The organism is Desulfovibrio sp. (assembly GCF_014803725.1).
Lineage (GTDB): Bacteria > Desulfobacterota > Desulfovibrionia > Desulfovibrionales > Desulfovibrionaceae > Desulfovibrio.
On the sequence record NZ_JAAVBE010000021.1, the window covers coordinates 22,919 to 48,397 of the forward strand.

The 25,479-nt window shown below is 65.5% G+C and carries 20 protein-coding genes, 1 tRNA gene and 2 pseudogenes; 8 read left to right on the forward strand and 15 right to left on the reverse strand.

Annotated features, from left to right (window positions below):
* Positions 1–254: 254 nt before the first annotated feature.
* Entirely contained in the window at positions 255–2,192 is a 1,938-nt protein-coding gene (locus HDR50_RS07605) for a HEAT repeat domain-containing protein (RefSeq protein ID WP_291357458.1), read from the reverse strand.
* Between the two features lie 21 nt (positions 2,193–2,213).
* Positions 2,214–3,332: a chemotaxis response regulator protein-glutamate methylesterase gene (locus tag HDR50_RS07610; protein WP_291357460.1), complete on the reverse strand. Its 1,119-nt coding sequence runs from the start codon at positions 3,330–3,332 to the stop codon at positions 2,214–2,216.
* Positions 3,333–3,461: 129 nt separating this feature from the next.
* Here HDR50_RS07610 and HDR50_RS07615 point away from each other — a divergent pair.
* Together HDR50_RS07615 and HDR50_RS07620 are read left to right on the forward strand one after the other, a co-directional pair.
* A tRNA-Pro gene (locus HDR50_RS07615) sits at positions 3,462–3,539 on the forward strand.
* Between the two features lie 56 nt (positions 3,540–3,595).
* Positions 3,596–4,084, forward strand: a complete 489-nt coding sequence (locus tag HDR50_RS07620; protein ID WP_291357461.1) for a YbaK/EbsC family protein — start codon at positions 3,596–3,598, stop codon at positions 4,082–4,084.
* 6 nt (positions 4,085–4,090) lie between these two features.
* On the opposite strand, the gene HDR50_RS07625 is transcribed toward HDR50_RS07620, so the two are convergent.
* Positions 4,091–4,981 (reverse strand): M15 family metallopeptidase, encoded by an 891-nt coding sequence (locus HDR50_RS07625; RefSeq protein ID WP_291357462.1) that lies wholly within the window; start codon positions 4,979–4,981, stop codon positions 4,091–4,093.
* Here HDR50_RS07625 and HDR50_RS07630 point away from each other — a divergent pair.
* On the forward strand, positions 4,980–6,317 hold the full coding sequence (locus tag HDR50_RS07630; RefSeq protein ID WP_291357464.1) for a MiaB/RimO family radical SAM methylthiotransferase: 1,338 nt from the start codon (positions 4,980–4,982) through the stop codon (positions 6,315–6,317). The genes HDR50_RS07625 and HDR50_RS07630 overlap by 2 nt on opposite strands.
* A gap of 12 nt (positions 6,318–6,329) precedes the next feature.
* On the opposite strand, the gene HDR50_RS07635 is transcribed toward HDR50_RS07630, so the two are convergent.
* From HDR50_RS07635 to trxA, 5 genes and pseudogenes are all read right to left on the reverse strand, one after another.
* Positions 6,330–7,688 (reverse strand): Y-family DNA polymerase, encoded by a 1,359-nt coding sequence (locus HDR50_RS07635; RefSeq protein ID WP_291357466.1) that lies wholly within the window; start codon positions 7,686–7,688, stop codon positions 6,330–6,332.
* A 202-nt stretch (positions 7,689–7,890) separates the two neighbouring features.
* Positions 7,891–8,348, reverse strand: a pseudogene (gene tnpA / locus HDR50_RS07640) (IS200/IS605 family transposase).
* Positions 8,349–8,552: 204 nt separating this feature from the next.
* Positions 8,553–9,284, reverse strand: a complete 732-nt coding sequence (gene bamD / locus HDR50_RS07645) for an outer membrane protein assembly factor BamD (protein WP_291357468.1) — start codon at positions 9,282–9,284, stop codon at positions 8,553–8,555.
* Positions 9,277–10,203 carry a thioredoxin-disulfide reductase gene (trxB, locus tag HDR50_RS07650; RefSeq protein ID WP_291357470.1) on the reverse strand — a complete coding sequence of 309 codons (927 nt, stop codon included), beginning with the start codon at positions 10,201–10,203 and terminating at the stop codon, positions 9,277–9,279. Before trxB ends, bamD begins: the two co-directional genes overlap by 8 nt.
* The gene (gene trxA / locus HDR50_RS07655; RefSeq protein ID WP_291357472.1) at positions 10,203–10,538 is read right to left on the reverse strand and encodes a thioredoxin; all 336 of its coding nucleotides are present in this window, start codon (positions 10,536–10,538) and stop codon (positions 10,203–10,205) included. The genes trxB and trxA overlap by 1 nt, the downstream gene beginning before the upstream one ends.
* A gap of 332 nt (positions 10,539–10,870) precedes the next feature.
* On the opposite strand from trxA, the gene HDR50_RS07660 reads away from it, so the two are divergent.
* A complete protein-coding gene (locus tag HDR50_RS07660) occupies positions 10,871–11,752 on the forward strand; it encodes an ornithine carbamoyltransferase (RefSeq protein WP_291357474.1) in 882 nt (293 codons plus the stop codon).
* Between the two features lie 52 nt (positions 11,753–11,804).
* Here the strand turns inward: HDR50_RS07660 and HDR50_RS07665 are convergent.
* From HDR50_RS07665 to HDR50_RS07695, 7 genes and pseudogenes are all read right to left on the reverse strand, one after another.
* Positions 11,805–12,512: pseudogene (locus HDR50_RS07665) on the reverse strand (thermonuclease family protein).
* Positions 12,502–14,268, reverse strand: coding sequence for an RNA polymerase sigma factor RpoD (rpoD, locus tag HDR50_RS07670; RefSeq protein ID WP_291357476.1), 1,767 nt, complete (start codon positions 14,266–14,268; stop codon positions 12,502–12,504). Before rpoD ends, HDR50_RS07665 begins: the two are co-directional and overlap by 11 nt.
* Positions 14,255–15,991, reverse strand: a complete 1,737-nt coding sequence (gene dnaG / locus HDR50_RS07675) for a DNA primase (protein WP_291357478.1) — start codon at positions 15,989–15,991, stop codon at positions 14,255–14,257. The genes rpoD and dnaG overlap by 14 nt, the downstream gene beginning before the upstream one ends.
* Positions 15,992–16,040: 49 nt before the next feature.
* Positions 16,041–18,467: a Smr/MutS family protein gene (locus HDR50_RS07680; RefSeq protein ID WP_291357480.1), complete on the reverse strand. Its 2,427-nt coding sequence runs from the start codon at positions 18,465–18,467 to the stop codon at positions 16,041–16,043.
* A gap of 127 nt (positions 18,468–18,594) precedes the next feature.
* Positions 18,595–19,047, reverse strand: coding sequence for a GatB/YqeY domain-containing protein (locus HDR50_RS07685; protein WP_291357482.1), 453 nt, complete (start codon positions 19,045–19,047; stop codon positions 18,595–18,597).
* Between the two features lie 104 nt (positions 19,048–19,151).
* Complete coding sequence (gene rpsU / locus HDR50_RS07690; RefSeq protein ID WP_165078020.1) at positions 19,152–19,355, reverse strand: 30S ribosomal protein S21; 204 nt, start codon at positions 19,353–19,355, stop codon at positions 19,152–19,154.
* Between the two features lie 213 nt (positions 19,356–19,568).
* Positions 19,569–20,045, reverse strand: coding sequence for an HU family DNA-binding protein (locus tag HDR50_RS07695; RefSeq protein ID WP_365817196.1), 477 nt, complete (start codon positions 20,043–20,045; stop codon positions 19,569–19,571).
* Positions 20,046–20,086: 41 nt separating this feature from the next.
* Between HDR50_RS07695 and HDR50_RS07700 the strand changes: the two genes are divergently transcribed.
* The 4 genes from HDR50_RS07700 (at position 20,087) to feoB (ending at position 25,385) form a co-directional block, all read left to right on the forward strand.
* Positions 20,087–21,379, forward strand: coding sequence for a competence/damage-inducible protein A (locus HDR50_RS07700; RefSeq protein WP_291357486.1), 1,293 nt, complete (start codon positions 20,087–20,089; stop codon positions 21,377–21,379).
* Positions 21,380–21,481: 102 nt separating this feature from the next.
* Positions 21,482–22,651: an HlyD family secretion protein gene (locus HDR50_RS07705; RefSeq protein ID WP_291357488.1), complete on the forward strand. Its 1,170-nt coding sequence runs from the start codon at positions 21,482–21,484 to the stop codon at positions 22,649–22,651.
* A 144-nt stretch (positions 22,652–22,795) separates the two neighbouring features.
* Positions 22,796–23,068: a DUF2325 domain-containing protein gene (locus HDR50_RS07710; protein WP_165077408.1), complete on the forward strand. Its 273-nt coding sequence runs from the start codon at positions 22,796–22,798 to the stop codon at positions 23,066–23,068.
* Positions 23,069–23,165: 97 nt separating this feature from the next.
* Positions 23,166–25,385 carry a ferrous iron transport protein B gene (gene feoB, locus HDR50_RS07715; RefSeq protein ID WP_291357491.1) on the forward strand — a complete coding sequence of 740 codons (2,220 nt, stop codon included), beginning with the start codon at positions 23,166–23,168 and terminating at the stop codon, positions 25,383–25,385.
* Positions 25,386–25,479 lie beyond the last annotated feature (94 nt).

Here is a 25,479-nt window from a genome sequence, read left to right on the forward strand (position 1 = left end):
GGTACCCGTTTGGCCCGGCTTCGCAAAGGGCGACGTGGGCGTGCGGTCGGCCGCAAAGGGGCGCTGTGTCGTGTCCTTGGCAGCCCCCGCGGTGCCCGTGGCAAAGGCGGAGGTGGGCCTTGGCTTGTAGAGCGATGTGGGCTTGTCCGCCTCGGTTCCGCGTCCGGCCGTGGCCCCGGTCGTCGCGGAACGCTGCGCCGTGTCGCCGGCCTTGAAGAACGAAGGCTTGTCTTGCGTAGGAGAGGTCGCCATAGCTACTCCTGTTCGGCCTGGATGGCGGCCACGGCATCCGCCGCCGCGTGCTGGATTTCCGGGTCTTCGTGGTCGGTCATGCCCAGAAGGACGCCGAAGGCGACATTGCCGCCTATGCGCCCCAGGGCCTCGATAATGCGGAGCACCACCATCGGCTCGGCATCTTCGAGCATGCCGGCCAGGGTGGGCACCGCCTCATGGTTCTTGTTGACGCCCAGGGCCTCGATGGCGCGGATGCGGACCCAGTCGTTCTCGTCGCGCAGGGCCGTGATGAGGTGCGGCATCACCGCCGGGGTGCCGATCTGGCCGAGCAGGTCGACGAGGGCGAGGCGCACGTCCTTGTCTTCATCATAGAGGCGCGGCAAAAGGCGCGGCAGGTAGCGCTCGGCCGCGGCGCCCATGTTGAGGAAGGCCTCCACGGCCACGCGCCGGATGGACGCGTCCGCGTCCTCGAGGGCGTCGGTGATCTCGGCGATGTTTTCGGTGACGCTGTAACGCCCGAGGGCATAGACGGCCATCATGCGCTGCATCACGTCGTCGCTGTGGGCGCGCTTCTTGAAGCGCTCGTTGAGCATGGCGCTGTGCAGGTTGATGCAGGCCTCCAGCGCCATCTCCTTCACGTCCACATAGCGGTGGTCGAGCTGGGCGAAGACCACGTCTTCCACATCCGGGCAGGTGTGCTGGTTGCCAAAGAAGGCGAGGGCGCTCTTGAGCACTTCGGCGTCTTTGCATTCGTCGATGACCGAGAGGAAGAAGGGCACGTCGTCACAGGTGCCGAGCTGCGCCACCTCGGCCACGGCCGCGCGCTGAAGCTCCCGGCCCACGCGCCAGAAGAGGTTCTTGAACTCTTCGAGGGACCGCTTGTCCTCCATGAGCTGGCAGGCTTCCATGGCGATGGTGATGCGGGTCTCGTCCTCGCTGCGCAGGGCGTCGCGAACGACCTCATTATAGCCGATGGCCGCGAGCGCGCGCACGGCGGCCTCGTAAAGCTCGGGCTGGCGCTCCGGGTCGATGGTCTGGGCGAGGGTGAGGATGTCGTTGCTCGCCTCGCCCGTGCCGATGGAGCTCAGGCCCTGGAGCGCGGCGATCTGGATCTCCTCGTCGTTGTCCGTGAGGGCGTCGAGAAGGTATTCGCGCAGGCGCTCCTGCGACTTGGGCGCGAGCAGGGTGAGCGCGCGGCCCTTGAGGATCTGCACGATGGCCTTGACGATCTTGTGCCGCAGGATGTCGCTGACATTTTCCAGCGCGTTGAAGAGCATGGGCACGGTCTTGATGTCGCCAAGCTCACCCAGGGCGTCCACGATGGCCGCGCTCACGAGCACGGAAGAAAGCGGCAAAAGCTTGATGAGGGCGCTGATGGCCGCGGGATCGTTGATCTTGGCCAGCGCCTCCACCACGGCGAACTGCACCCATTCCTCGTCGTGCATGGCCTGGCAGAGATTGTTCACCGATTCGGGATAGGCGAGGTTGCCGAGGCTCACCGCCGCCTGGTAGCGCACGTTGACTTCCGGGTCCTTGAGCAGGGCGTCACCGAGCAGGATGGCCGACCGGTGGCTGCGGCAATAGCCGAGGATGTCGGTGATGAAGATGCGCTGGTCGGCGTCGTCGCCGCGCAAATAGGGCTGCATGGCGTCAATGGCGTCCACGCCGATCTCGCGCAGGATGTCCATGGCGACGTTGCGCACCGGGGCTTCGTCGCTGGCGAGCAGGGGCAGCAGGGCCTCTATGGCCTGGGGCCCGCGTATCTTGCGCAGGCCGTATTCCGCCGCCTCCTGGACGCCGATATTGCCGCTCTTGATCCGCTCGCAGAGGTAGGGGATGGCCTCTTTCAGGGCAAGGTCGCCGGCGCTGAAGGCCGCGCTGCGGGCGGCGTCATTGTCGCCGGACCGCAGGGCTTCGAGGATGTCCGAAGCGCTGGCTTGAGGAGTTTCCATGCTCATGGTGCTTCTCGTTTGGAAGGGTCAGCCTTTGACCGTTGCGATGATGGCGCTGGCGATCTCGTCAGCGTCCAGAATCAGGTTGGCGAGGTTGGCGTCCACCACTGCCTTGGGCATGCCGTAGACCACGCAGGAGGCTTCGTTCTGCGCAATGAGGCAGCCGCCCTTTTCGCGCAGGACGCGCGCGCCGTCCACCCCGTCGGAGCCCATTCCGGTGAGCATGACGCCCAGGGTGCGCCGCCCCATGACATTGCCCGCGGTCTCCATCAGCACATTGACCGTGGGCTTGTAGAGGGCGCTTTTTGGTTCCTTGGTGACGGAAACTTCGGGCAGCGGCCCGCGCTGGCGCACGCCGATGTGCATGCCGCCGGGGCACACATAGGCGTGGCCGTTCTTTAGCTTGTCGCCATCCACGGCCTCGGATACGGAAATCTGGCTCACGCTGTTGAGGCGCTGGGCGAAGGGGCCGGTAAAGGTGGCCGGCATGTGCTGGGCAATGAGGATGCACGCGGGCAGCGACGCGGGGAGCGCTGCGAGGATCTTCTGGACGACCGGCGGGCCGCCCGTGGAAACGCCGATGACCACGAGGTCGCGCGGGCCCTTGCAGGCGGAGGCGGCGCTCGCGTGCGCCGGGCTGGCGTGGAGCGGCCCCCCGGAGGCTGCGGGACGGGCGAGCCCCTGCGACGCTGGTGCCGCTCCGGCGCTGGCGCCGGCCTGGGGCGCGCCATGGTGGTGATACTTGAGGCGGATGATGCTCTTGCGGCGGGCGAGTGCCTTGACCTTGCGGCGCAGCTCTTCGGCGAAAGCGTCCTTGTCGTTGCTTTGCGTCTTGGGGATGAAGTCCTGCGCGCCGTATTCCATGGCCTTGAGCGTGCTCACGGCTCCCTCTTCCGTCAGGGAGCTCACCATGATGACCGGCAGGGGATTGGTCTTCATGAGCTTCTTGAGCGTTTCGAGGCCGTTCAGGCGCGGCATCTCCACGTCAAGGGTGATCACGTCAACGTCGAGCTTTTCGGCTTTTTCGAGGGCGTCCAGCCCGTCGCGCGCCGTATCCACGACCTTGATCTCCGGGTCCTGCTCGAGCATGGAGACAAGGGCGTGGCGCATAAAGGTCGAATCATCGACCACGAGGACACGGATCATAAAAACATCCACTCCACATGAAGGTCTTGTCTGTTCCGCGATGTTTTCGGCATAGTACGCCAGAGGCTCTGGTTTGACAAACAAAAAAAACTTGCCAAATTTTTGCCGATAGCCTAAATACTCTGTTGGCGGGATGTGGCTCAGCTTGGCTAGAGCGCAGCGTTCGGGACGCTGAGGCCGCGCGTTCAAATCGCGCCATCCCGACCACACTTTTCCGGGGTTGCGGTATCTGCCGCAACCCTTTCTCATTCTGGGGGGCTCGCATGTCCATCGAGAGGGTCAAAGCCTACTTTAAGCAGCACGGCATGGCGGAGCGCGTGCAGGAATTTCCCGTCTCCAGCGCCACTGTGGAACTGGCGGCGCGGGCGCTCGGGTGCGAGCCCTGCCGCATCGCCAAGACGCTCTCGTTCATGGTTGAGGGCAAGCCCCTGCTCGTGGTCACGGCCGGGGACGCGCGCATCGACAACCCGCGCTACAAGGCCCGCTTCGGCGCCAAGGCGAAGATGCTTGCCCCGAACGAGGCCGAAAGTCTCGTGGGCCATGCCGTGGGCGGCGTCTGCCCCTTTGCCGTCAACGAGGGCGTGGCCGTCTATCTGGATGTCTCGCTCAGGCGCTTCGCCACCGTCTTTCCCGCCTGCGGCAGCAGCAACAGCGCCATCGAGCTCGATATGGAAGATCTGGAAAAGTATTCCGCCGCCGCGGACTGGGTGGATGTGTGCAAGGGCTGGCGCGAGGAGGGGCAGGAGGGCTGAGCCGCGTCAGGGCGCGGGCCGGGCCTTGCCGGCAAGGCGCGCCTTGCAGAGGAGTTCCGGGCGGTACTCAAAGTGCATGAGGTCATATTCATGCCACTTGCCCCCCCAGATGAAGCCCTCGGCCTCGAAGGCCTCCACGATTTCCGGCGGGTAGTCCTGCTGGCGCGGATGCGGCATAAGGCGGCTCCAGCGCCAGTAGGGCCCGAACCTCGCATTGAGGTCAAGGGCGATGCCGAAGGCATGCGCGCTCAGCCTGTCCTCGCCCGCAATGCTCCGCCACGCGAAGCCGCCTTCACTCTTAATATAAGGCTTGAGGTCGGGCCGCTCCGCGAGGAGTGCCGCCAGCCGCCGCGCCACGCGCCCGAGCGCTTCGGCCGCGGGCGCGCTCAGGCGCACGGAACGCCCCTGCCAGGGCACGGTCACAAGGCCGGCATTCACGCTCTCGCGGCTTCCGCCATAGAGCGCCGTCAGCAAGTCATAGGGCCGCAGCCTCCCCGGCGAGGTGCCCGGCGGCGTCGGCGGCCGCGATGGTTCCAGTGGGTAAGGCGCGGCCATGCTGGCGGCCACGTCCCGGACTGCCTCGGGCGCCCCTTGCGCTCTTGGTGCCTCCCGATAGAGGACGCGCCGGCCGTCCGCAAAAATGAGCCATTGCCGCCCTTGGCTGTCGGTCTCAAGGCTGCGGAGCGCGGGATATGCCTCGCGCAGGCAATGCAGGTTGAGCGCGTCTTCTTCCGAAAGTCCCTCTGGTGGCCCGGCCGTCCCCGCCTGTGCGGGCACAGTAGCGAGCAGAAGTGTCAGCAGAAAGGGGAGGAGGGCGGCGGGGAGGAGCATGGCCGAGCATGCGTCCCGGCCCTGCGGCTTGTCAAGGGCCGGGCTTTTGCATACATCACCGGGCATGCCTTCCTGGACATTCCATATCCTGACCTTTGGCTGCAAGGTCAACCAGTACGAAAGCCAGGCCATCCGCGAGGCGTGGCAGGCGCAGGGCGGGAGCGAGGCCACGGCCCCGGAAGCGGCCGATGTGGTCTTCATCAACAGTTGCGCCGTCACCGGCCGCGCCGAGCGGGACGCGCGCAATGCCGTTTTTCGGGTGCGGCGCGCCGCGCCCAAGGCGCGCATCATCCTCGCCGGCTGTGCGGCCCGGCTGTTTGAAGCCTTCCGGCCGCGCCCCGGCGCCGAGTGGGCCGAACCTGACCTCTGCCTCGGCAATAACGCCAAGGTCGCGCTCCTCGCCGGCCCGTGGCCCCACTCAGGAGAAGGTCCGGCCGCGCAACAGGCGCCCCCCGTCTATCCGCCCTTTCATATCAGCGGCTTCAGCCGCGCCCGGGCCGTGCTCAAGGTACAGGACGGCTGCGTGCACCGTTGCACTTATTGCATCGTGCCGCAAACGCGCGGCGCTCCCCGCAGCCGCCCCCCGCAGGAGGCCCTCGCCGAGGCGCGCGCCCTGCTGGTGAAAGGCCATGCGGAACTGGTGATCTCAGGCATCAACCTGTCCCAATATGGTCGCGACAGGCCGGAATACGGCGATTTCTGGCAGCTTTTGCGCTTTCTCGACGCGGAGCTCGCGCCGGAGTTCGCCGGCCGGGCGCGCCTGCGCATAAGCTCGCTCGAGCCTTCCCAGCTGGACGATCGCGGCCTTGAAACGCTGGCCGGATGCCGGCTCGTCTGCCCGCATCTGCATATCTCGCTGCAGCATGCGAGCCCGGCAGTGCTCAGGCAGATGGGCAGGGGCCACTACTCGGCGGCGGGGCTGGAAAGGGCGCTCGCGGCCCTCGCCTCGTTCTGGCCGCGCATGGGCCTCGGCGCGGACATCCTTGTGGGCTTTCCCGGCGAGACGGAAAAGGATTTCTCCATCCTCATGGAAGCGCTGGCGCGCCTGCCCCTGAGCTATGCGCACGTGTTTCCCTATTCGCGGCGCCCGGGCACGGCGGCGGCGCAGTTCCCGGGCCAGCTTCCCCTCCGGCTCCGGCAGGAAAGGGCGGCCGCGGCCCGCGCGGTGGTGGAGCGGCAGCGGCAGCGTTTTTGGGAGGGGCAGTTGCGGCTTGAGCGCATGCTCGTCGCGCCCGATGCTGGCGAAGGCGCCCGGGGCAAAGGCGTGTGCAAGGGCGTCAATGAATATTATGTGCCCTGCATTTTTCCGGCACCTCCCAGGGCGGATGCCGGTGTCGGGCGCCTGGTGGAGGCGCGCCCGATGGGGCTCGATGCGCGCGGCTTGCTGATGGAGGCCTTTTGACAGCGCCCCGTCTTAAGCCGGGTCCATGTCATTGCGGGCCGTATAGCCCCCGCTCGTACCGCTGACCTGGAGCAGGTGGCGCACATCCGTGGTCCAGGCCGGCGACAGCCGCTCCCGCTTCATGTGCCATTTGGCGTCCCGTGGGCCTTGCGCGGCGAAGCGCAAGGTCTCCCGACCTTCCCGGCGGTTGATGCTGTCCACCACTTCCATGAGCTTCTGGCGCCGGGCGTCACGGGCGGCATTGCCGTCGAGCATGTCGAGGAGATGCGGCTGGCATTTGCCAGGGTCGCTCAGATCCGTGAGCATGACCATGGCCTTGGCATAGCCGTAGCCCGCCCGGAAGATGCGCAAAAGGGCGCGCCGCGCCGCGCGGATGATGACCGCGCTGTCGCAGGTGGGCCGCTCGAGCCGGAGCATGGTCATCTCGTCGTGGCCCGGCTGGTCCTTGCGGTAGTAGGCCGTCTGGATGCGCACCGAAACCATCTGCGTGACAAGCCCCTTGCCGCGCAGCTTTTCCGCCGCGCGGGCCGCATGGTAGGCCACGGCCTCGGCCATGGGCTCCCATGTTGTGACCTTGTAGCCCAGCGAGCGCGAGGAGATGATGCAGGTATGCGTGGCCGGGATGTCCTCTCCGATGGCGGGAATGCCGCGCAGCTCCATGAGGATGTTGAGCCCGTGGACGGTGAGCAGGCGGCGGATCATGTCCGGGTCGGCGTCGCGCAGGTCGCGGGCGTTGCGAATGCCCTCGCACTTGAGCTTCAGCGCGCTCTTCCGGCCCACGCCCCAGATGTCGGAAACGTCCACACTCGCCAGGAGCTCCTCGGCCTTGCGGCTGCGGCTGAGGTCAAAGATGCCGCCGTAGGCCGGGTATTTCTTGGCGACGCGCGTGGCGATCTTGGCGAGCACCCGCGTGGGCGCGATGCCGATGGAGATGGGGAGCCCCACCCATTGGCGCACACGCCCGCGCGCGGCGGCCACCACCTCCGGGGCATTGGCGGCCAGCGCCCCGGTGAGCGGCAGGAAGGCCTCGTCGATGGAATAGACCTCGACCTTGGGGACGACGCTTTCCAGCGTCTGCATGACCCGGTGGGAAAGGTCGCCATAGAGGGTGTAATTGGAGGAAAATACCGCCACCCCGTGCTTTTCGAGCTCGCTCTTGACCTCGAAGGCCGGCTTGCCCATGGGCAGCCCGAGCTTCTTGGCCTCGCGGCTCATGGCCACGAGGCAGCCGTCATTGTTGCTCAGCACGACCACCGGGCGTCCCTCGAGGTCGGGGCGGCAGACGCGTTCGCAGGAAGTGTAGAAGGAGTCGCAGTCCGCCAGGGCCATGAGGGAGCCGTCGGCGGCGCTGCTGTAGTCGTATGGGGCCATGGGAGAAAGATAGCAAATATCCGGGCGAATCAAAAGACGAGCCAGGGGCGCTGGTGCCGCCACTTCTGGAAGAAAATCCCGCGCCGGCGCCATTTTGCCCAAAAGGCCCCCGGCATAGCCGGGGTTCTTCATATGCGTCCGTAAGGCTCTCCTGCCAGCAGCGCCCAACAGGCGCATATGCGATCTGACATCTGCATTCTTGTTACGGGGCGCCCGTAAACGGATTACCCGGGTACAGGATACTGAACTGGTCTGCGAGTTTATCCTGAGCTATCTATCCCTTGATATATTTCTGGATTTTCTTTGTGTTTTTTCTTGGCGTATCGACGTACTAGCCACGGAACCTAAATTCCCGGTTGCGGTATTTGAATTTCAGGTCGCCGGATTGTTCATAAATCATCAGGCTGCTCTTGCCCTTGAGATACCCATAAAACTGGAAACACTCATCTTCGGGGGTATTTCGAGCAGCATGTGGATATGGTCAGGACAACACTCGGCTCCGAGAAGATTTACCGCCTTCCATTCACAGAGTTTTCGTAAAATCTCTCCTATTGCCGGTTTCTTTTCCCCATAGAATATCTGTCGGCGATATTTAGGGACGAATACGGTGTGACATTTACCATTCCATTTCGAGTGCGCTAAACTCTTTGCCTCACCCATTGTGACCTCCTTTTGATTTGTTTGCAGAGTGCAGTTGCCAGACCGCATCTCCATTGTGACAAATCAAAAGGAGTTTTCATAATATACTTATAGCTAAAAGCCTTTTTGAACCTCCCCCCAGGCCGGAGGTTTTCTTCATACAAAAAGGGCTGCCGGTCTTGCCGACAGCCCTTTTTGTATCTTTCCTGCCCGTGCNCCTCGNCGCTAGAGCCANGTGAACCANTTCTTCCAGGAGCCCTGGCGCTTTTCGCGCGTNTCNGCGGCCACCTCGGANCGGTACTTGTGGTANGCGGCGATNCTCTTTTCCTTGGCGTGNTCCGCCACCTCGGGCACATCCTTGAAGTTGTCCGCNACGAANTCGTAGCGCCGCCACGCGGGCCCNTACTTGCCCATATGCCAGAAGACATCCGCGATATAGAGCTCATGCTCGGCCATGAGCTTGCGGCAGGTCAGCATGTTTTCTTCGGCGCTCTTGGCNTAGGGCGAATCGGGNTAGGACTGCTGGAGGCGGCTGAAGCAGTCATANGCCTCCTGCAGCTCCGTGGTGGCGCGNTCGATGGAGCGGAACTGCTTCANAAGCGACATGCCCGTCTGGTANAGCACATAGGGCATGGCCTCGTGACGCGGNTGCAGGGCCTCNAAGTCCTTGTAGGTCTCNGCGGCGAGGTCATACTCCTCATCNAGGAAGTAGGCGTCGCCNANGGAGAGCTCCGCGTCGATGGTGTAGGGGCTGAAGGGNTAGTTGTCGCGCAGCTTGTTGTACAGCTCCACCGCGCGCACATAGTTCTTTTCGCTCATGGCNTCGTTGGCCGCTTCAAAGATCTCNTGGGCGGTNTCNTCGGCCGGCGGCAGATAGAGCATGTCTATGATGCCGCAGCCGGCGAGCGCGCCGAGCGAGAGGGCCAACAGAAGGCAGCGGAGCAGTTTTTTAGCCATCGAGCTGTTCCAGAAAGACGAATGCCGCCTGNGCGGCGGTCGCGCCGTCGCCGGCAGCGGTGATGACCTGGCGGCAGAGCTTGGAGCGGATGTCGCCCGCGGCGAAGATGCCNGGCACATTGGTGCGCATTTCCGTATCCGTCACNAGAAAGCCCTGGTGATCNCGCTCNACNNCCNCNGGGAGGAAGCCNGTCTGGGGGAGGAAGCCCACATAGATGAACAGGCCNTGCACCGGNAGGNTCTNCTGNGNGCCCGTCACCACATTTTTCAGGGCAAGGCCGGTGAGNTCNTTTTCGCCCTCCAACGCCTCGATGACNGTGCTCAGGTGCACTTCCACCTTGTCATTGGCGGCGATCCTGTCCTGATAGANCTGGTAGCCCCTGAAGGCGTTGCGGCGGTGGATGAGGTGNACCTTGGANGCGATGTTGGCAAGATACAGCGTCTCTTCCAGGGCCGAATTGCCGCCGCCCGCCACGGCCACCACCTGATTGCGGTAGAAGTTGCCGTCACAGATGGCGCAATACGAAACGCCGCGCCCGATGAAGGTGTCTTCCTTCTCCAGNCCGAGCGTNCGGTGGCGCGCNCCCGAGCACACGAGGACNACNCGGGCGTGGTACTCNTCNNCGCCCGCCTCGGCCTTGATGGTGAAATCCCCGGCNTTGCCGGTGATGGAACTCACCTCGCCCTGGGGNCGCTCGATGGAGTTCAGGTCAGCCAGATGGGCCGCAAACTGATCCGCCAGCTCATAGCCCTTGATGCCCTGCGGANAACCGGGGTAATTCTCCAGTTTTTCCGTCAGAAGCACCTGGCCGCCCGGCGTCAGGTTCTCGAAAAGGAGCACCGAACAGCCGGAGCGGGCCAGGTAGAGGGCAGCCGTTATGCCGGCAGGACCAGCACCAACGATAACGGCGTCATNCATTAGGCAACGCCTTCATTAGGCAANGCCTTGGAATCAACCATCTTCTTGAGGGCNTCCTTGGTGATGGCGCCCGTGACCTGCTCNACCGTGTCGCCACCCTTGACGAGCACCATGGTGGGGATGGCGCGCACGCCGTACTGGGTGGGCGTGGCGGGGTTTTCATCCACATTCATCTTGTANAAGCGGACGCGGCCTTCATATTCCTTGGNCACCTCNTCAATGATCGGGGCCATGGCCCGGCACGGGCCGCACCANGGCGCCCAGAAATCGATAAAGACCGGGATGTCGCTCTTCATGGCGTTCGCAAACGTGGCGTCAGTAAGTTCTTCNACCATGGTACTCTCCTTGGGTTNGTGGCGGCGATTGCGCCGGAACCGGCCTCGGCGGACAGCGCCGTGCCCGNTCCTNGAGGGAGAAGCCCGGGGGCGTTCTCCTTCGATTCTTGTAGTTTCAGNGGCGCATGCTGTCAAGGCATCCTGCCCGGGCGCGNACNCCGCTTTTTNNNCGNNCNNGANCNTGNGGCGGCGCCAAAGAAANTTTTTGNGGAAACTNCTGAACGCATCTTGCTTGCCGNGCGCCGTCTGGACACGGGCNNGCNCCCCTGCTACTCTTNAAGCGNGGAGAGCGCGACGCTCTCTCACGTACGCAGTTCATCAGGGAGGAAGCCATGGCGCGAAATGTCCTGACCATCAGGGAACTGGGCTCGGAAACCTGCTGGCTGCTCGTGCAGCAGGCCATCGGCATCCCGGATGCCAAGCTGCANTCGGATTTCATGAGCGAGAAGGTGGCGCTNCTCGCCTTCGCGCGCCACTCCCTGCCCGAGCGGCTCTGNGTCACNGCCGCCGTGCGCCAGATGGGCGGCACCACCATCTTTGAGGGCAGNCCCTCNGGCGCCTGGCATCAGGAGGTCAGTGACTTCCAGAAACANCTGATGCCCATCTTCGGCTACTATCTCGACTGCCTNTANACCTACNCGCTNCCCGTGACGACATGGAACGTCTCGGAAGTTGACGTGCATTTCCCCATCATCAATGCCGGCAGCCCGGACGCGCANCCCGCGCACGCGCTGGCCGACATCGCCTGCATGNTGCGNATCTCGCGNGANCTTGCGGGCGTNACCGCGGCNTGGGTGGGCTGCGCCAACGGCACGCTCCATTCGCTCATCGAGGCGACGGCCTGGTTCCCCTTCGCCCTGCGCGTGGCNGTGCCNAGGCAGTTCGACACAGCNGGGCTGGAAGCCAAGGCNGCNCGCATCGGAAGNCCNGTGACGTTTGTGGAGTCGCCCGAAGAGGCGGTGAAGGACGTGAACTTTGTGTTCGCGGGCTACCGNGGGGANNTGGATGCCNTGCANCAGGCGNANTGGGCCATCACGCCGGAGCTCATGGNGAAGGCCNTCCCCGAGGCNCGNCTTTTGCTCTGCGCCTCGCCGGTGCGCGCCATCCCCGTGGCGCCGGCCGTGCTCTCCAGCAAGGCGTCGCTTCTGGTGCGCCAGGCNGAATANCGCCTGCGCGTGCACAANCGCATCCTGCACTGGGTTTTTGACTTCTGAGCCGGGGCCGAGCGGNCCNGGGNCGCCCTGAANGGCCGCGTCGCTGCCCCGCCTACTTGGCGTCNGGCCAGAACAGGCAGACGCGCGCCGGCGCGTAGCCGGCNAGGAAGGCGTCCATGAGCGTACCGAAGTGGACGCGGTTGCGNGGCTTGATGTGCCGCGCCTCCGGGCAGTTCACCGGGAAAAAGCGCAACGAGCCNCGATTGCCCACATAGGTCTCCTGCGCGAGCGGNAGCTCNAGCAGGTGGGCCCACANNCCGCGCCGCTCGTGGATGGCCTCGGCCTGNAGNTCGCGCAGNCGCTCCTGGAAGTGCGGCCCGAGGTCGCGNTGCGGNTANAANAAGGCCGCGCCCGANGCCACCATGAGGTCATTGAGCGAGCGGCCGTCCGCAAGGCGCACNTCGGCCACGAGGCGNCCGTGGCGGTCNCGNTCGCTCACGCCGGCGGANTANAGCGAGACCTGCTGGCCGCGGGTCAGNCGCTCCAGCTCCGNNTTNGCCTCNCGGGCATAATATTGCGGCNNNGTNTCGCCGCGCCCGAGCTCCGGCGAGTCNATGCCGGCGAGGCGCACCACNCGCCTGTCCCTGAGCTTGANGGTNTCCCCNTCAAANCANTGGGCCACCATGCCGTCCGGCTGCGCGAGCGGCTGATCTTCCGCCCNGAGCGGCGANAGCGCGTAGAACAAGAGGGCCAGNAANGCGCCCAGGGCGCANAGCNCGGCNCCGGGCTTGCGNANCCGGAAGCGGGCGTCAGTTNTCATAGTANGACCGCAANGGCTGGCTGCGCACCGGGTGNCGGAGCTTGCGCAACGCCTTGGCCTCGATCTGGCGGATCCGCTCGCGCGTCACGTTGAAGAGCTTGCCCACTTCCTCAAGGGTGTGGTCGCTCTTTTCGGCGATGCCGAAGCGCTTGCGCAGGACCTGCTCCTCGCGCGGCGTGAGGTCGGCGAGCACGGCGGCGAGCTGTTCTGAGAGCTTGGTATTGATGACCTCTTCAGCCGGGGCCACGGCCTTCTTGTCCTCGATGAAGTCGCCTAAGCTGGAGTCCTCCTCGTCGCCGATGGGCGTTTCGAGCGAAATGGGCTCTTTCGCGATCTTGAGCACCTTCTTGACCTTTTCCACCGGGTATTCCATGCGCTCGGCGATCTCTTCGGGCGTGGGGTCGCGGCCGAGCTCCTGCACGAGGTAGCGGGAGGTACGGATGAGCTTGTTGATGGTCTCGATCATGTGCACCGGGATGCGGATGGTGCGGGCCTGGTCGGCGATGGCGCGGGTGATGGCCTGGCGGATCCACCATGTGGCGTAAGTGGAGAACTTGTAGCCGCGCTGGTATTCAAACTTGTCCACGGCCTTCATGAGGCCGATATTGCCTTCCTGGATGAGGTCGAGGAACTGGAGCCCGCGGTTGGTGTATTTCTTGGCGATGGAGACCACGAGCCTCAGGTTGGAGCGGATGAGTTCCTGCTTGGCGCGCATGGCGGCGGAATTGCCGCGCTTGATGCGCCAGAGCACCTCCTCGAGGTCGCCCACGTTGTGGCAGCACTTTTCCTGCAGGCGGTTCAGGATCTCGATCTTGCCCATGATCATTTCTTTGAAAGAAAAGAGCTCGTCCACGCTGAGCCTGAGGTCGCGGGCGGCTTCCACGGGGTTGATCTCGCGCTTTTCGAGGCCGTCGAAGAGCTGCTGGATCTCGGCCTGGGTGCGCCCGGTGGCGAGGATATAGGCCGTGAGGTCGCGCTGGCAGTTGTGCATCTGGCGCACATAGTCCTCGACGGTCTCGATGATGCGGTCGATGAGCGTTTTTTCCAGCTTGATGTCGCGCAGGCGGGTTACGATGTCTTCCTTGAACGCGATGATCTTTTTCTGCAGGTCGGCCACGCGGCGCTCCAGCGTGCAGCATTCGTCGAGGCGCCGGTAATAGTTGCGCTTTTTCTTGAAGACCTGGCGGATCTCGTCGAGGAGGAGGATGACGCGCTGGCGCTGGTTCATCTCGTCCTCGCTGGGGTCGTCCTCCTCGATGGTCTTGACCACATCCTTGAGCTTGATGCGGTTCTGCTTGAGGTCCTCGCCCACGTTGATGAGCTCTTCCACGGCCACGGGCACTTCGACGAGGGCATAGAGCACGTCCTGCTCGCCCATCTCGATCTTCTTGGCGATGACCACCTCACCGTCGCGGTCCAGCAGGGGCACGGCGCCCATCTCGCGCAAATACATGCGCACGGGGTCTGTGCTGCGGGAGGAATAATCGCCGGAATCCTCGTCTTCGGCGAGGTCGAGGTTGCCCTCGGCCATCTCCTCGTCGCCGTCGGCCGCGGCGGAGATCTTCTTGCCGTCCTTTTCGGAATCGACGATGAGGATCTCGAGCTGCTCGAAGATGCCGATGATCTCTTCAAACTGCTCCTGGGTGTTCATCTCCACCGGGAGCGCCTTGCTCACCTCATCGAAGGTGAGAAAACCGGCGCCCTTGCCCTTGGCGATAAGCACCTGTATTTGCTGGACTTCTTTAAGATTGCTCATGGCCGTTCTCCAAGGTTTCCTTAAGAGCTCGAAGATATTCCAAATCTGCCGCAAAGTCACTCTTTCCCGTATTCTCGCGTAACGCTGCGGAAATAGAGGATTTTTTTGTCCGCTCGTAATAGGTTTCAAGGTCGCGGCGCAGGCATTCCAACTCCCAGTCGGCGGTCTCCAGGGGGGCCTTGCCCGGCCCGCGCTGCTCAAACCAGAATTTTTTCTGGCGCTCGTCGAGGTGATAGGGGGTCTCTTCCGCGCCCCATTCCTCAATGATGTCCCAAAAGCGGCGTGCAGCGGCCGAGCGCAGGGCGAGGTCCGCGCCGAGCTCGCGCAGGTCGGCCAGGCGCTCCGGGTAGCGCACGGCATAGATCATGATCTGCACGTCGCGCATGTTCTGGCGCGCGCGGCTGGCCGAAACGGCGGAGGCGCCCGCAGCGCCGCGCCTGGCATCGAGCCGCACGGCCGCGCCCCTGCGCAGCTCCTCCTCCGAGATCTGGAGGTGCCGCGCAAGCGTCGAGGCATAGGGGCTCACCAGCTCCGGCACTTCCACATGCCCGAGAAAGTCCCGCGCCCACTCCACGCTCTCGCGCGGAGCGAGCGCGCGCAGGGCGTCCACACAAAAGCGCAGGCCCTCCTGCGCGTGGGCCTGCAACGCCTCGAAGGCCTCCTTGCCCGGGCCGCGCAAAAGACTGTCGATGTCCTCTCCTTCGGGCATGAGCACCACACGGCAGGAGAGACCGCGCGTGAGCAGCATCTCGCAGGAGCGCAGCGCCGCCTTGCGGCCCGCCCGGTCGCCGTCGAAGAGCAGGAGCAGCCGCGAGGCGAAGCCCGAAAGCCGCTTGACCTGATCCGGCGTGAGCGCCGTGCCCAGCACGCCCACGGCATTGGTGTAGCCGAACTGGTGCAGGGTGAGCACATCCATGTACCCTTCGGTGAGCATGGCCTCGCCGCTCGCCGCGATGGCGCGTCTTGCCTGGGCCAGGCCGTAGAGATGCTCGCCCTTTTTATAGATGGGCGTGTCCGCGCTGTTGATGTATTTGGCTTCGTCCTCCCCGCCGATGATGCGGCCGCCAAAGGCGATGACCTGGTTGGACAGGCTGCGGATGGGGAAAATGAGCCGCCCCCGGAAGCGGTCATAGGCGCGCCCGCTCGACGAGGTGCCGAGAAGGCCGGCCTGCGCCGCCTGGGCCGCGCCAAAACCGGCGCGCCTCAGGGTGTCGGCGAGGGACTGCCACCCGCGCCCGGCCCAGCCGAGGCCGAAGCGTTCCACAATTTCCTCGCTCAGGCCGCGCTTTTCGATATAGGCGCGGCACTCCTCGCCGTCGTGCGCGCGGAGGGCCTCGGCGAAGTGGGCCGCCGCGAGCTCGTGCATCCGCAGCATGGCCTGCCGCTCGGACTGGCGCTGGCGTTGCCGGGCCTCGCCCCCGGAGGGGCGGCCACCGCGCTCGATCTCGATGCCGAGCTCCGCGGCGAGTTGTTCCAGCGTGTCCCGGAAGTCCAGGCCGTTGATGCGGCCGTAAAAGTCAAAAAGGTCGCCGGAGGCTTGGCAGCCGAAACAGTAGAAGAGGCCCTTTTCCTCATTGACGGAAAAGGAGGGCTTGGTCTCCTGGTGGAAAGGGCAGGGCGCCACCCAGCGCGGGCCGTTGCGCTTGAGCTCCACATAGCGGCGCACCACGTCCACGATATTCAGCCGTTCCTTGATGAGCCGGATGGCATCCCTTGACTGCATGCCTGCCTCGGCGCGCGTTGTGACAGAAAAAGCGGCGCGGCAGCCCGGCCTACCGCAACACCACGATGGTCATGCCGTCGCCGCCCCGGTCCTCGGGCGCGAGTGTCGCGCTGGCGACAGCGGGATGGGCGCGCAGAAACTCCTGCAATTCGCGGCGCAAGGCCCCGGTGCCGCGGCCGTGCACGATCTCCAGCTCGGAAAAGCCCGCGCGCAGGGCCTTGTCCAGGAAGCGCTCCGTGGCAGCGATGGCATCGGGCGCGCGCTGCCCGCGCACATCGAGGCGCATGGTCGCTGTCTCTCCCTGCGCGGGAGCGGCCTTGCGGGGTGACGTCGACGGCGCCCGCACCGGCCCCGCTGCGGCCTTGCCGGCGCCCGGGGCCGCAGCCTCGCGCAGGTCGCGCCGCTCGGCCCAGAGGATGACGCCGTTCATGTCCAGGCGCACGCGGCCCCGCCGTTCGTCCACATCTGTCACGACGCCGCGCTTGTTGAAGACCGTGTGGAACACCTCCTGGCCCACGCTGAGCGCCTGCGCCTCGGGGAGCACCGAATCCGCGGGCGCGTCACCGGCGGGCGCCAGCGAGGCGCGCAGGCGCGACATCTCCTTGAGGGACTGCTTGGCCGTGGCGCGGCCCTCCTTCCAGGCGCGCATGAGCTCGGCCGCGTGGCGCCGCGTCTCGTCGTGCAGGCGGGTGCGCTCCTTTTCCAGGCGCTCCCTGGCCTGCGCGGCGGCGTTGTGGGCGGCCTCGCGCTCCTTCTTGAGGGCGCCAAGCTCCGCCTCGCGCTGTGCTGCGAGCTCGTTGAGGCGCGCAAGAAGGGCGGTGGTGTCCTGCCCGTCCTGCAAAAGATAGTGCTCGGCCCGGCGCAGGATGTCTTCGGGCAGGCCGTGCTCGCGGGCGGCGTCCAGCGCCTGGCTGGCGCCCACCTGGTCATAGGCGAGAGCATAGAGCGGCCTGCGCGTGGCCGGGTCAAAGAGCATGGAAGCCGCGCGCACGCCCTCGCGCGTGAGCGCGTAGGACTTGAGTGCCGGAAAATGCGTGGCTGAGAGCGCGAAACAGCGCTTGTCCAAAAGCCCGTCGAGCACGGCCTGGGCCAGCGCCGCGCCCTGTGCCGGGTCGGTGCCGGCGCCGAACTCGTCGAGCAGCACGAGGCCCTGCGCGTCCAGATGCTTCCAGGCTTTGGCAAGATGGTCGATCTGCGCGGTGAAGGTGGAGACATTGCCGTCCAGGCTCTGCTCGTCACCGATGAAGGCGTCCATGCGCTCGAACCACGGCAGGTGCGAACCGCTGGCGGCCGGGGCCGGCAGGCCGCTCATGGTCATGGCGGCGATGAGGCCCAGCGTCTTCAGGCAGACGGTCTTACCGCCGGCATTGGCGCCCGTGATGACGAGCACGCGCTCGCCGGGCCGGAGGATGATGTCCAGCGGGCGCACAGGCTCCACAGGCCGGGAACTTTTGCCTGATTGGGAGGCGCCCTCCCGCGCTTCCAACCCCTGCCGGGCGAGCACCAGCAGCGGGTGGCGCGCCCCCGCGAGGGCGATGCCTTCCTCCGCCGGCGTCAGCGGCACCGGGCGGGCGTCCAGCGCCTCGGCGAGGCGGCGCTTGGCCTGGAGGAGGTCCAGCTTTGCGAGCAGCGCGAGCGCGCCCTCAGCACCCGGAAGCTCGCTCACGAGCAGGTCTCGCAGGTAGGCGAGCACCTTGCGCTCCTCCTCGCGCTCCTCATGCTTGAGTTCCTGAAGGCGGTTGTTGATCTCGACGAGGAACAGGGGCTCGAAATAGCAGGTCTCGCCCGTCTGCGACCAGTCATGGATGATGCCCTGCACGCGTCCCTTGAAATTGGCTTTCAGCGGCAGGACATACCTGTCGGAGGAAAGCGTCATGAAATCATCTTGCAGATAGGGCACGAGATTGTATTGCCGCGCGAAATCCTTGACCTTCCTGAGGCAGCTCTGGTGCAGCCGGCGCACTTCGCTGCGCAGGCGGTAGAGCTCGGGCGAGCTTTCATCCTTCAGGAGGGCGTCGTCGGAGATGCAGCGGTTGAGGGCTGCCGTGAGCTGGGCCGGGAGGGGCCGCTCTTCGGCAAGCTCCAGAAGCAGCGGCCACTTGCGGGCGGCGTCGGGCACGGTGATGGAGGTGTGGGCCTTCGTTGCCGCGCGCAAAAGCTCGCGCAGGGCCCAGAAGGCTTCGGTATCGGGGAGGGCACGGTGGGGAGCTGCGGTGCCCCCTTGGGCTGCCTGGAGCAGGCCCGAAACATCCGGGAAGCCAGCGAGAGCGAAGGGCCTGCCGCTGGCCGGCTCAGGCGTGGCCGCCCACAGGGCGGCTTCCTCATAAATCTTGAGCGCCTTGTGCGCTGCCGCGGCATCGGGCAGGGGCTTCAGCGCCTCGGCGAGCGCGCGCCCCGGCGCCGAGATGCAGCGCTGCGCCAGCGCGGCGATGATCTTGTCGAATTCAAGAGCCTGAAGGGTGCGGGGATGTATCATGATCCTGCATCACGGTTGGGTGGTGATGCCGCACAAGATAAGGCCGGCCCCCGGTCTGGCAATGGCACACCGATAGAAAAAACCGCGGACGCGGCAAGGGCGCGGGCGCGTTGGCGGTCGCCTTTACTTAGGAAAGGCGCTTCTTGACGGCGGCGGCCACTTCCTTGCCGTCGGCGCGGCCCTTGAAGGCGGTCATGATGGCGGAAATGACCCGCCCCATGTCGCGCGGGCCGGTGGCGCCAAGATCGTCCACGGCGGCATTGACCGCGGCGTCCAGTTCTTCCGGGGAGAGCTTTTTCGGCAGATAGTGCGTGAGGATGGCCAATTCCTGCGCCTCTTTTTCGGCGAGGTCGGGGCGATTGGCGGCCGTGTACTGCTCGATGGAGTCCTGCCGCTGCTTGGCCTCCTTGATGAACACGTCCAGCAATTCGTCATCGTCCAGCGTGCCCCCCGGGCGGCGCAGTTCCACAAGGCGGTTTTTTGCGGCGGTCTTGACCATGCGCAGCACGCTCACGCGGAGCGCGTCCTTGGCCTTGTAGGCCTGTACATAGTCATTTTCGATTTGTTCCGTCAGGCTCATGACTTCCTCTCGCAGGAATAGGGAGATGGTTGCAGCTGAAGACGCAAACGCTGCGGGAAACCCGAGGATCTCCCGCAGCGCTTAAGCAGTATGTGTGGCGGAGCTTAAGCCATGTTCATCTTGCGCATTTTCTTCATCAGCCGCTTGCGGGCGGCGGCCTTCTTCTTCTTGCGCATGACGCTGGGTTTTTCGTAGTGCTGGCGCTTCTTCATTTCAGAAAGAATGCCGGCCTTCTCCACCTGCTTCTTGAAACGGCGCAGGGCAATGTCGAAGTTATATTCGTCATCATTCAGAAAAACTCCGGGCACGAACATCACCCCCTTTGGGCGCCTTTGCGGCGCAAAAATGCGAAAGGCATCCATACTCCATCCGGAGCGGAAGTTCAAGCAAAAATATCGGCGCGAATGCAAAAAAAGGCGCCCCGTGCACAAGCGGCCGGGGCTTGAGCGAGGGAGCACGGGGGACCGGGCCGCGGCAGCCGCACCACAGGTGCCAGGGCTGCCGCGGCGCGGGAAAAGTGGTCAGTTAAGCGCGTCCTTGAGGGTCTTCCCGGCGCGGAAGCGCACCATCTTGCAGGCCGGAATGGTCAGGGTCTCGCCGGTGCGCGGATTGCGCCCCTGGCGTTCCTTGCGGTTCTCAACGGCAAAGGTGCCGAAACCGGTGAGCGTCACCTTGGAATCCTTGCACAGGGCCTCTTCCACGGCGGAAAGAAAGGCGTTGAGCGCCCTTTCGGCACCAGCCTTGGTGAGATTGCCCCTGGCTGCGATTTTTTCGACAAGTTCGGCCTTGGTCATCAGCGTTTCCTCCTGATAGATGGCGTGACGGCAACCGCGTATCGATTCCCCACTCGACGGCCAGCGCCGTGGCGGCAACGTCGTACACATGGAACTCAAACGCTTTTGGGCCGGCTTGTCAAGGGCGGATGCCCCGAAACGCCCATCGGACTCCCCCCTGCGCCCTTGCGAAGGGCGGGGCGGAAGGTTAACTTCTCCCAGCATGCGGGGCGCGGTTCGAGCGCGCCCGCGCGCAAGGAGCAGGCGTGAAAGCGGAAATCATCTCGGTGGGTACGGAACTTTTGCTCGGGCATACCGTCAATTCGGACGCGGCCCATGTGGCGCGGGAGCTCGCGGCCTTCGGCATCGACCTTGAGCATGTGCAGACCGTGGGCGACAATGCCGCGCGTCTTGAAGCCGCCTTGCGCGAAGCGCTCTCACGCAGCTCGCTCGTGGTCTGCACCGGCGGCCTCGGGCCCACGGACGACGACCTCACCAAGGAGACCGTCGCCCGCGTGGCCGGGCTGCCGCTGGTGGAAGACGCGGCAAGCCTCGCCAGACTGCGGGAATATTTCGGCACGCGTCCCATGGGCGAAAACCAGCTCAAGCAGGCGCTCCTGCCCGCCGGGGCCGAGGCCTTCCCCAACAGCGTGGGGACGGCGCCGGGCTGCGCCGTGCCCGTGGGCGCGGACAAGTTCGTTCTGCTGCTGCCGGGGCCGCCGTCCGAGCTTTTACCCATGCTGGCGGGGAGCGTCCGCCCCTTCCTCGAGCGGCGCACAGGCGAAGTCATCGTTTCCACCATGATCCGCACTTTCGGCATCGGCGAGGGCGCCGCGGCCGAGCGCATCAGCGACCTCATGCAGGGCAGCAACCCCACAGCGGCCACCTATGCCACGGACGGCGAGATGTTCGTGCGCGTCACGGCCAAGGGCGCCAGCGAGGCTGAAGCGCGTGCTCTTGCGGCGCCGCTTGTGGGCGCGGTATGCGAGCGCCTGGGCGATGTGGTCTACGGCGTGGATGTACCGAGCCTGGAGGCGGTCGTTGTGGCCGGCCTGACCGATGCGGGGCTGCATCTCGTCACGGCCGAGTCCTGCACCGGGGGGCTGCTCGCCAAGCGCATCACCGACCAGCCCGGGGCCTCCGCCGTGTTCGAGACCGGCCTCGTCACCTATGCCAACAGCACCAAGACGCGCCTGCTCGGAGTGCCCGAAGAGGTGCTCGCCGCCCATGGCGCCGTGAGCCCGCAGACGGCCTCATGGATGGCCGACGGCGCGCGCCTGCGCCAGGGCGGCGACCTCGGCATCGGCATCACCGGCATCGCCGGGCCGGACGGCGGTACGCCGGAAAAGCCCGTGGGCCTTGTCTATATTGCCCTCAGCGCGCCGGACGGCATCTGGCTGCGCGTCATGCGGCCGCAGGGGCGTTACCTCGGCCGCAACTGGACGCGCCAGCGCGCGGCGAGCCACGCTCTTGACCTTGTGCGCCGCCGGCTGGCCGCCCTCCCCATGGAAGCGGAACGGCGGGAGAATATCGGCGCGCGGGCACCCGACGGCGCATGAGGCCAGCGGCTTGGCCGCTGGTACGGTATCTGCATCGAAAAAGGAAAAACCGCCGGCGGGAAATTTGCGCCCGCCCGGTCGCCCTTTGCCCGGAGAAACGCCATGACCGAAGCCCTGACCCTTGAACTCCCCACCGCGAAGAGCAGCGGCCGCTGGCCCCTGCGCCGTCTTCTGATGCTGCTTATCGCCGTGCTCGTGCTGGCGGGCGCGGCCCTCGCCTGGTGGATGTATTCCGGCCGCGTGACCAGCGTTGCCGCTCGTCTTGACGGCATGGTGCATGTGGTGGCGCCCCGCTTTTCCGGCCATGTGGCGAGCCTCGACGTGAAGGAAGGGGACACTGTGGCGCAGGGGCAGCCCGTGGGCAGCATGGAGGCCGGGACCTATGACCGCCACCTCGCTCAGGCTGCCGCAGAGGCCGCCAGCTTGCGGCCAGCCCAGGGGCCGGACATGGTGGAGAGCGCGGGCCGTCTGCGCCAGGCGCAGGAGGCGGAACGCGATTTCGCCGTGCGCATGGCCCAGGCTCGCAATGAGGAAGACCGGCTGCGCCTCTTGCGCGAAGAACGCGTGACCGAGCATGTGCGCGCGCAACTGGCCCTGCGCGGGCTGGACAGCCAGGGCGGCGAACGCACGGCCGGCAAGGAGAAGTATGCCGCAGCGCGCGAGGCCGAAGCCATGGCGCGCAGCCGCAAGGAGGCGGCTGCGGCGGACTTTGAGCGCGCGAGCCTCATGCGCGCGGCGCTGGAGCAGGAGCTGGAGCGCATCCGCCAGGAGGTCATGGCGGCGCGCAACCACGCCTCGCAGCAGCGCCAGAATGCCACCCGGAGCGCGCTGCCCGAGCAGCTTTCCGCCGACGGTACCCTCTATGCGCCGGTGGGCGGCACGGTGCTGCGCCGGATGGCAGAACCCGGGCAACTGCTCCAGGCTGGGGAACCGGCGCTCTTCATCGCGCCCGCGGGCGCGGCCGCACGTGACGCCTTCTGGGTGGATGCCTGGTTCCCGGCCGGGGATGCCAACAGCATCCGCGCCGGCCAGCGGTGCAGTATCCGCATCGGGCAGGCCAGCGTGTCGGGCAGCGTGCGAGAGGTGCTGCCTCCGCAGCCGCTCCCCGAAGGGCTGGGTGCCGCGCCTCAGGAGGACGGCAGCGCTGCCTCCATGCGCCGGCCTGTGGCCTACATCCCGGTACGCATCGCCCTCAGCGGCGAGCTCCCGCGGGGCATCAGCCCCGGTTCTCCCGCGGAATGCACGGTCATGACCCACGGGCTGTCCTTTTAATAGGATTAATAGGACGACAGCGGGCGCCGGCAAATTTGTGCGCGAAAGAGCGGGCGCTCTTCTTGACAATGAAATTCATTTTCAATTAGTGTCTCTCCAACACGGGAAAAATTGCCGGCTGCGCCCGGCAGGGAGGAGAGACCCATGAGCGTGACGCTTATCGGCGGCATGGACCGCCTGAAGCCCGAGTACATTTCCACGGCAGAGGCCCTTGGCCACGACCTCAAGTGCATCAGCCGCAATGAGCGCAACTTCGTTGCCAAGATCGGGAACCCCGATGCGCTCATCGTCTTTACCAACAAGATCTCGCATGAGGCCAAGCGCAAGGCGCAGCAGGCCGCGCGCTCGCGCAACATTCCCATCCGCTTCGTCCATTCCTGCGGCGTTTCGACCCTGCGGGAATGTCTGCTCGGGTAGCCGCTTGACAAGGCTCGAGGCAGCCGTTATTTCGGAAATGAATTTCATTTTGCCTATCCTTTCCTAAGGATGCGTGAGCACGGGGCATGGAGGAAGAATGAACGAAGGGACGGAAAAACAGACGGATCACGCCGCCGGCGCGCCTTTGCGCATCGCGCTGGCGGGCAACCCCAACTGCGGCAAGACAACGGTGTTCAACGCCTACACCGGCGCGCGGCAGCATGTGGGGAATTACCCCGGCGTGACCGTGGACCGGAAAGAGGGCACTCTTGATGTCGACGGGCGCCACATCACCCTGGTGGACCTGCCGGGAACCTACAGCCTCACCGCTTTTTCGCAGGAAGAGCTGGTGGCGCGCGGCGAGCTTTCCGCCGGGCATGTGCAGGCTGTCATCGACGTGGCCGACGCCTCAGCCCTTGAGCGCAACCTGTTGCTCACCGTGCAGCTGCTCGAAATGGGCATGCCCGTTGTCCTCGCGTGCAACATGATGGACGAGGCCCGTGAGGCGGGCATCCACATCGACATGGAGCGCCTTGGCAAACTCTTGCACACACCTGTCTTGCCTATGATCGCCCGCGAGGGCGAGGGCCTGCGCGAGACCATGCAGGAAGCCATCAAACTGGCCGATGGCGGCCCGCGCGAGCCCCTGCGCCTCTCCTACGGGCCGGACATCGACACGGCCCTTCTCGAGATGGAGCGCATCATCGAGTCCTCCGGCCTCCTGAAAGACGTGTATGCGCCGCGCTGGCTGGCGCTCAAGCTGCTGGAAAATGATGAGGTCATCATGCGCGAGGCCCGAGCCTGCGACGCCGCCGCCACCGAGCGCCTGGAGACCATCTGCCGCAAAACAGCCGCCCATATCCATGACACCTTCAACGCCAGCACCGAGTCCATCATCACGGACCACCGCTATGGCTTCATCCACAGCATCCTGCGTGACGGCGTGCTGGACAGGGACCCGGGGCGGGACCGGCTTGCGCTGTCCGACAAGATCGATCGCGTGCTCACCAACGCCTTTTTCGGGCCGCTCATCATGCTGGGCGTGCTCTACCTCATGTACCAGATCACCTTCGAGCTCGGCGCCTATCCGCAGGAATGGGTGGAGGACGGCTTCGATTTGCTGGGTGACTTCCTTACCGACATCCTGCCCGAGGGCCTTGTGCAGTCGCTCCTCGTGGACGGCATCATCGCCGGCGTGGGCGGCGTGCTGAGCTTCGTGCCGCTCATCATGATTATGTTCGCGCTCATCTCCTTTCTGGAAGACAGCGGCTACATGGCGCGCATGGCCTACATGATGGACCGCGTGTTCCGCTTCTTCGGGCTGCACGGCGCCTCGGTGATGCCCTATGTCATCTCCGGGGGCATCGCGGGCGGCTGCGCCATTCCGGGCGCCATGGCCACGCGTACCCTGCGCAGCCCCAAGGAAAAGCTGGCCACCCTGCTGACGTTGCCCTACATGACGTGCGGCGCCAAGCTGCCGGTGTTTTTGCTGCTGGCCGGGGCCTTCTTCCCCGAAAATGCGGCCACGGTCATGTTCTGCATCATGCTGGCCGGCTGGTTTTTCGCCCTTCTGGTGGCGCGCTTCCTGCGTTCGTCCCTCGTCAAGGGCGAGGCCACGCCCTTTGTCATGGAGCTGCCCCCCTACCGCATGCCCACGCTTTTGAGCGTGCTTTTGCACTGCTGGGAGCGGGCCTGGATGTATATCAAGAAGGCCGGCACCGTGCTCTTGGCCATTTCCGTGGTCATCTGGGCGGCCATGACCTTCCCCATGCTGCCGGATGAGGCCGCGGCCCCGCATGAGGCGCGCATCGCCTCCCTTGAGGAACGCCTGGAGGCGCTCCCCAAGGACGCGGAGGAGCGGGAAGCGGTGCAGGAGGAGCTTTCCGAGGCGAACAACACCTTCGAGGAGGAAAAGCTCGCTTATTCTGTGGCCGGGCGCCTCGGCAAGTGGGTGGAGCCATTCACGCGCCCCGCCGGCTTTGACTGGCGCACGGACATCGCCCTCATTGCCGGCGTGGCCGCCAAGGAGGCCGTGGTCTCCACCATGGGCACGGCCTGGGCCCTGGGCGAGCAGGACCCGGACGAGCCTGAGTCCCTTGCCGAGCGCCTGGCGAGCGACCCGGGCTGGTCCAAGGCCACCGCGCTCGCGCTCATGCTCTTCGTGCTCCTGTATTCGCCGTGCTTCGTGGCGCTGGTGGTCATCCGCCAGGAGGCCGGGAGCTGGGGCTGGATGGTGTTCAGCATCGTGTTCAATACCGCGCTCGCCTATGCGGTGGCGGTCATCGTGTACCAGTCGGGCCGCGCCCTCTGGGGCTGACGACGCCCCGCCGCGCCTATCCCCGTGCCCGTCTTTCCCCGGCTTGACAAGGCCGGGGAGGGGCGGGCATCTTCATATCCTGCGGCCGGCGGGG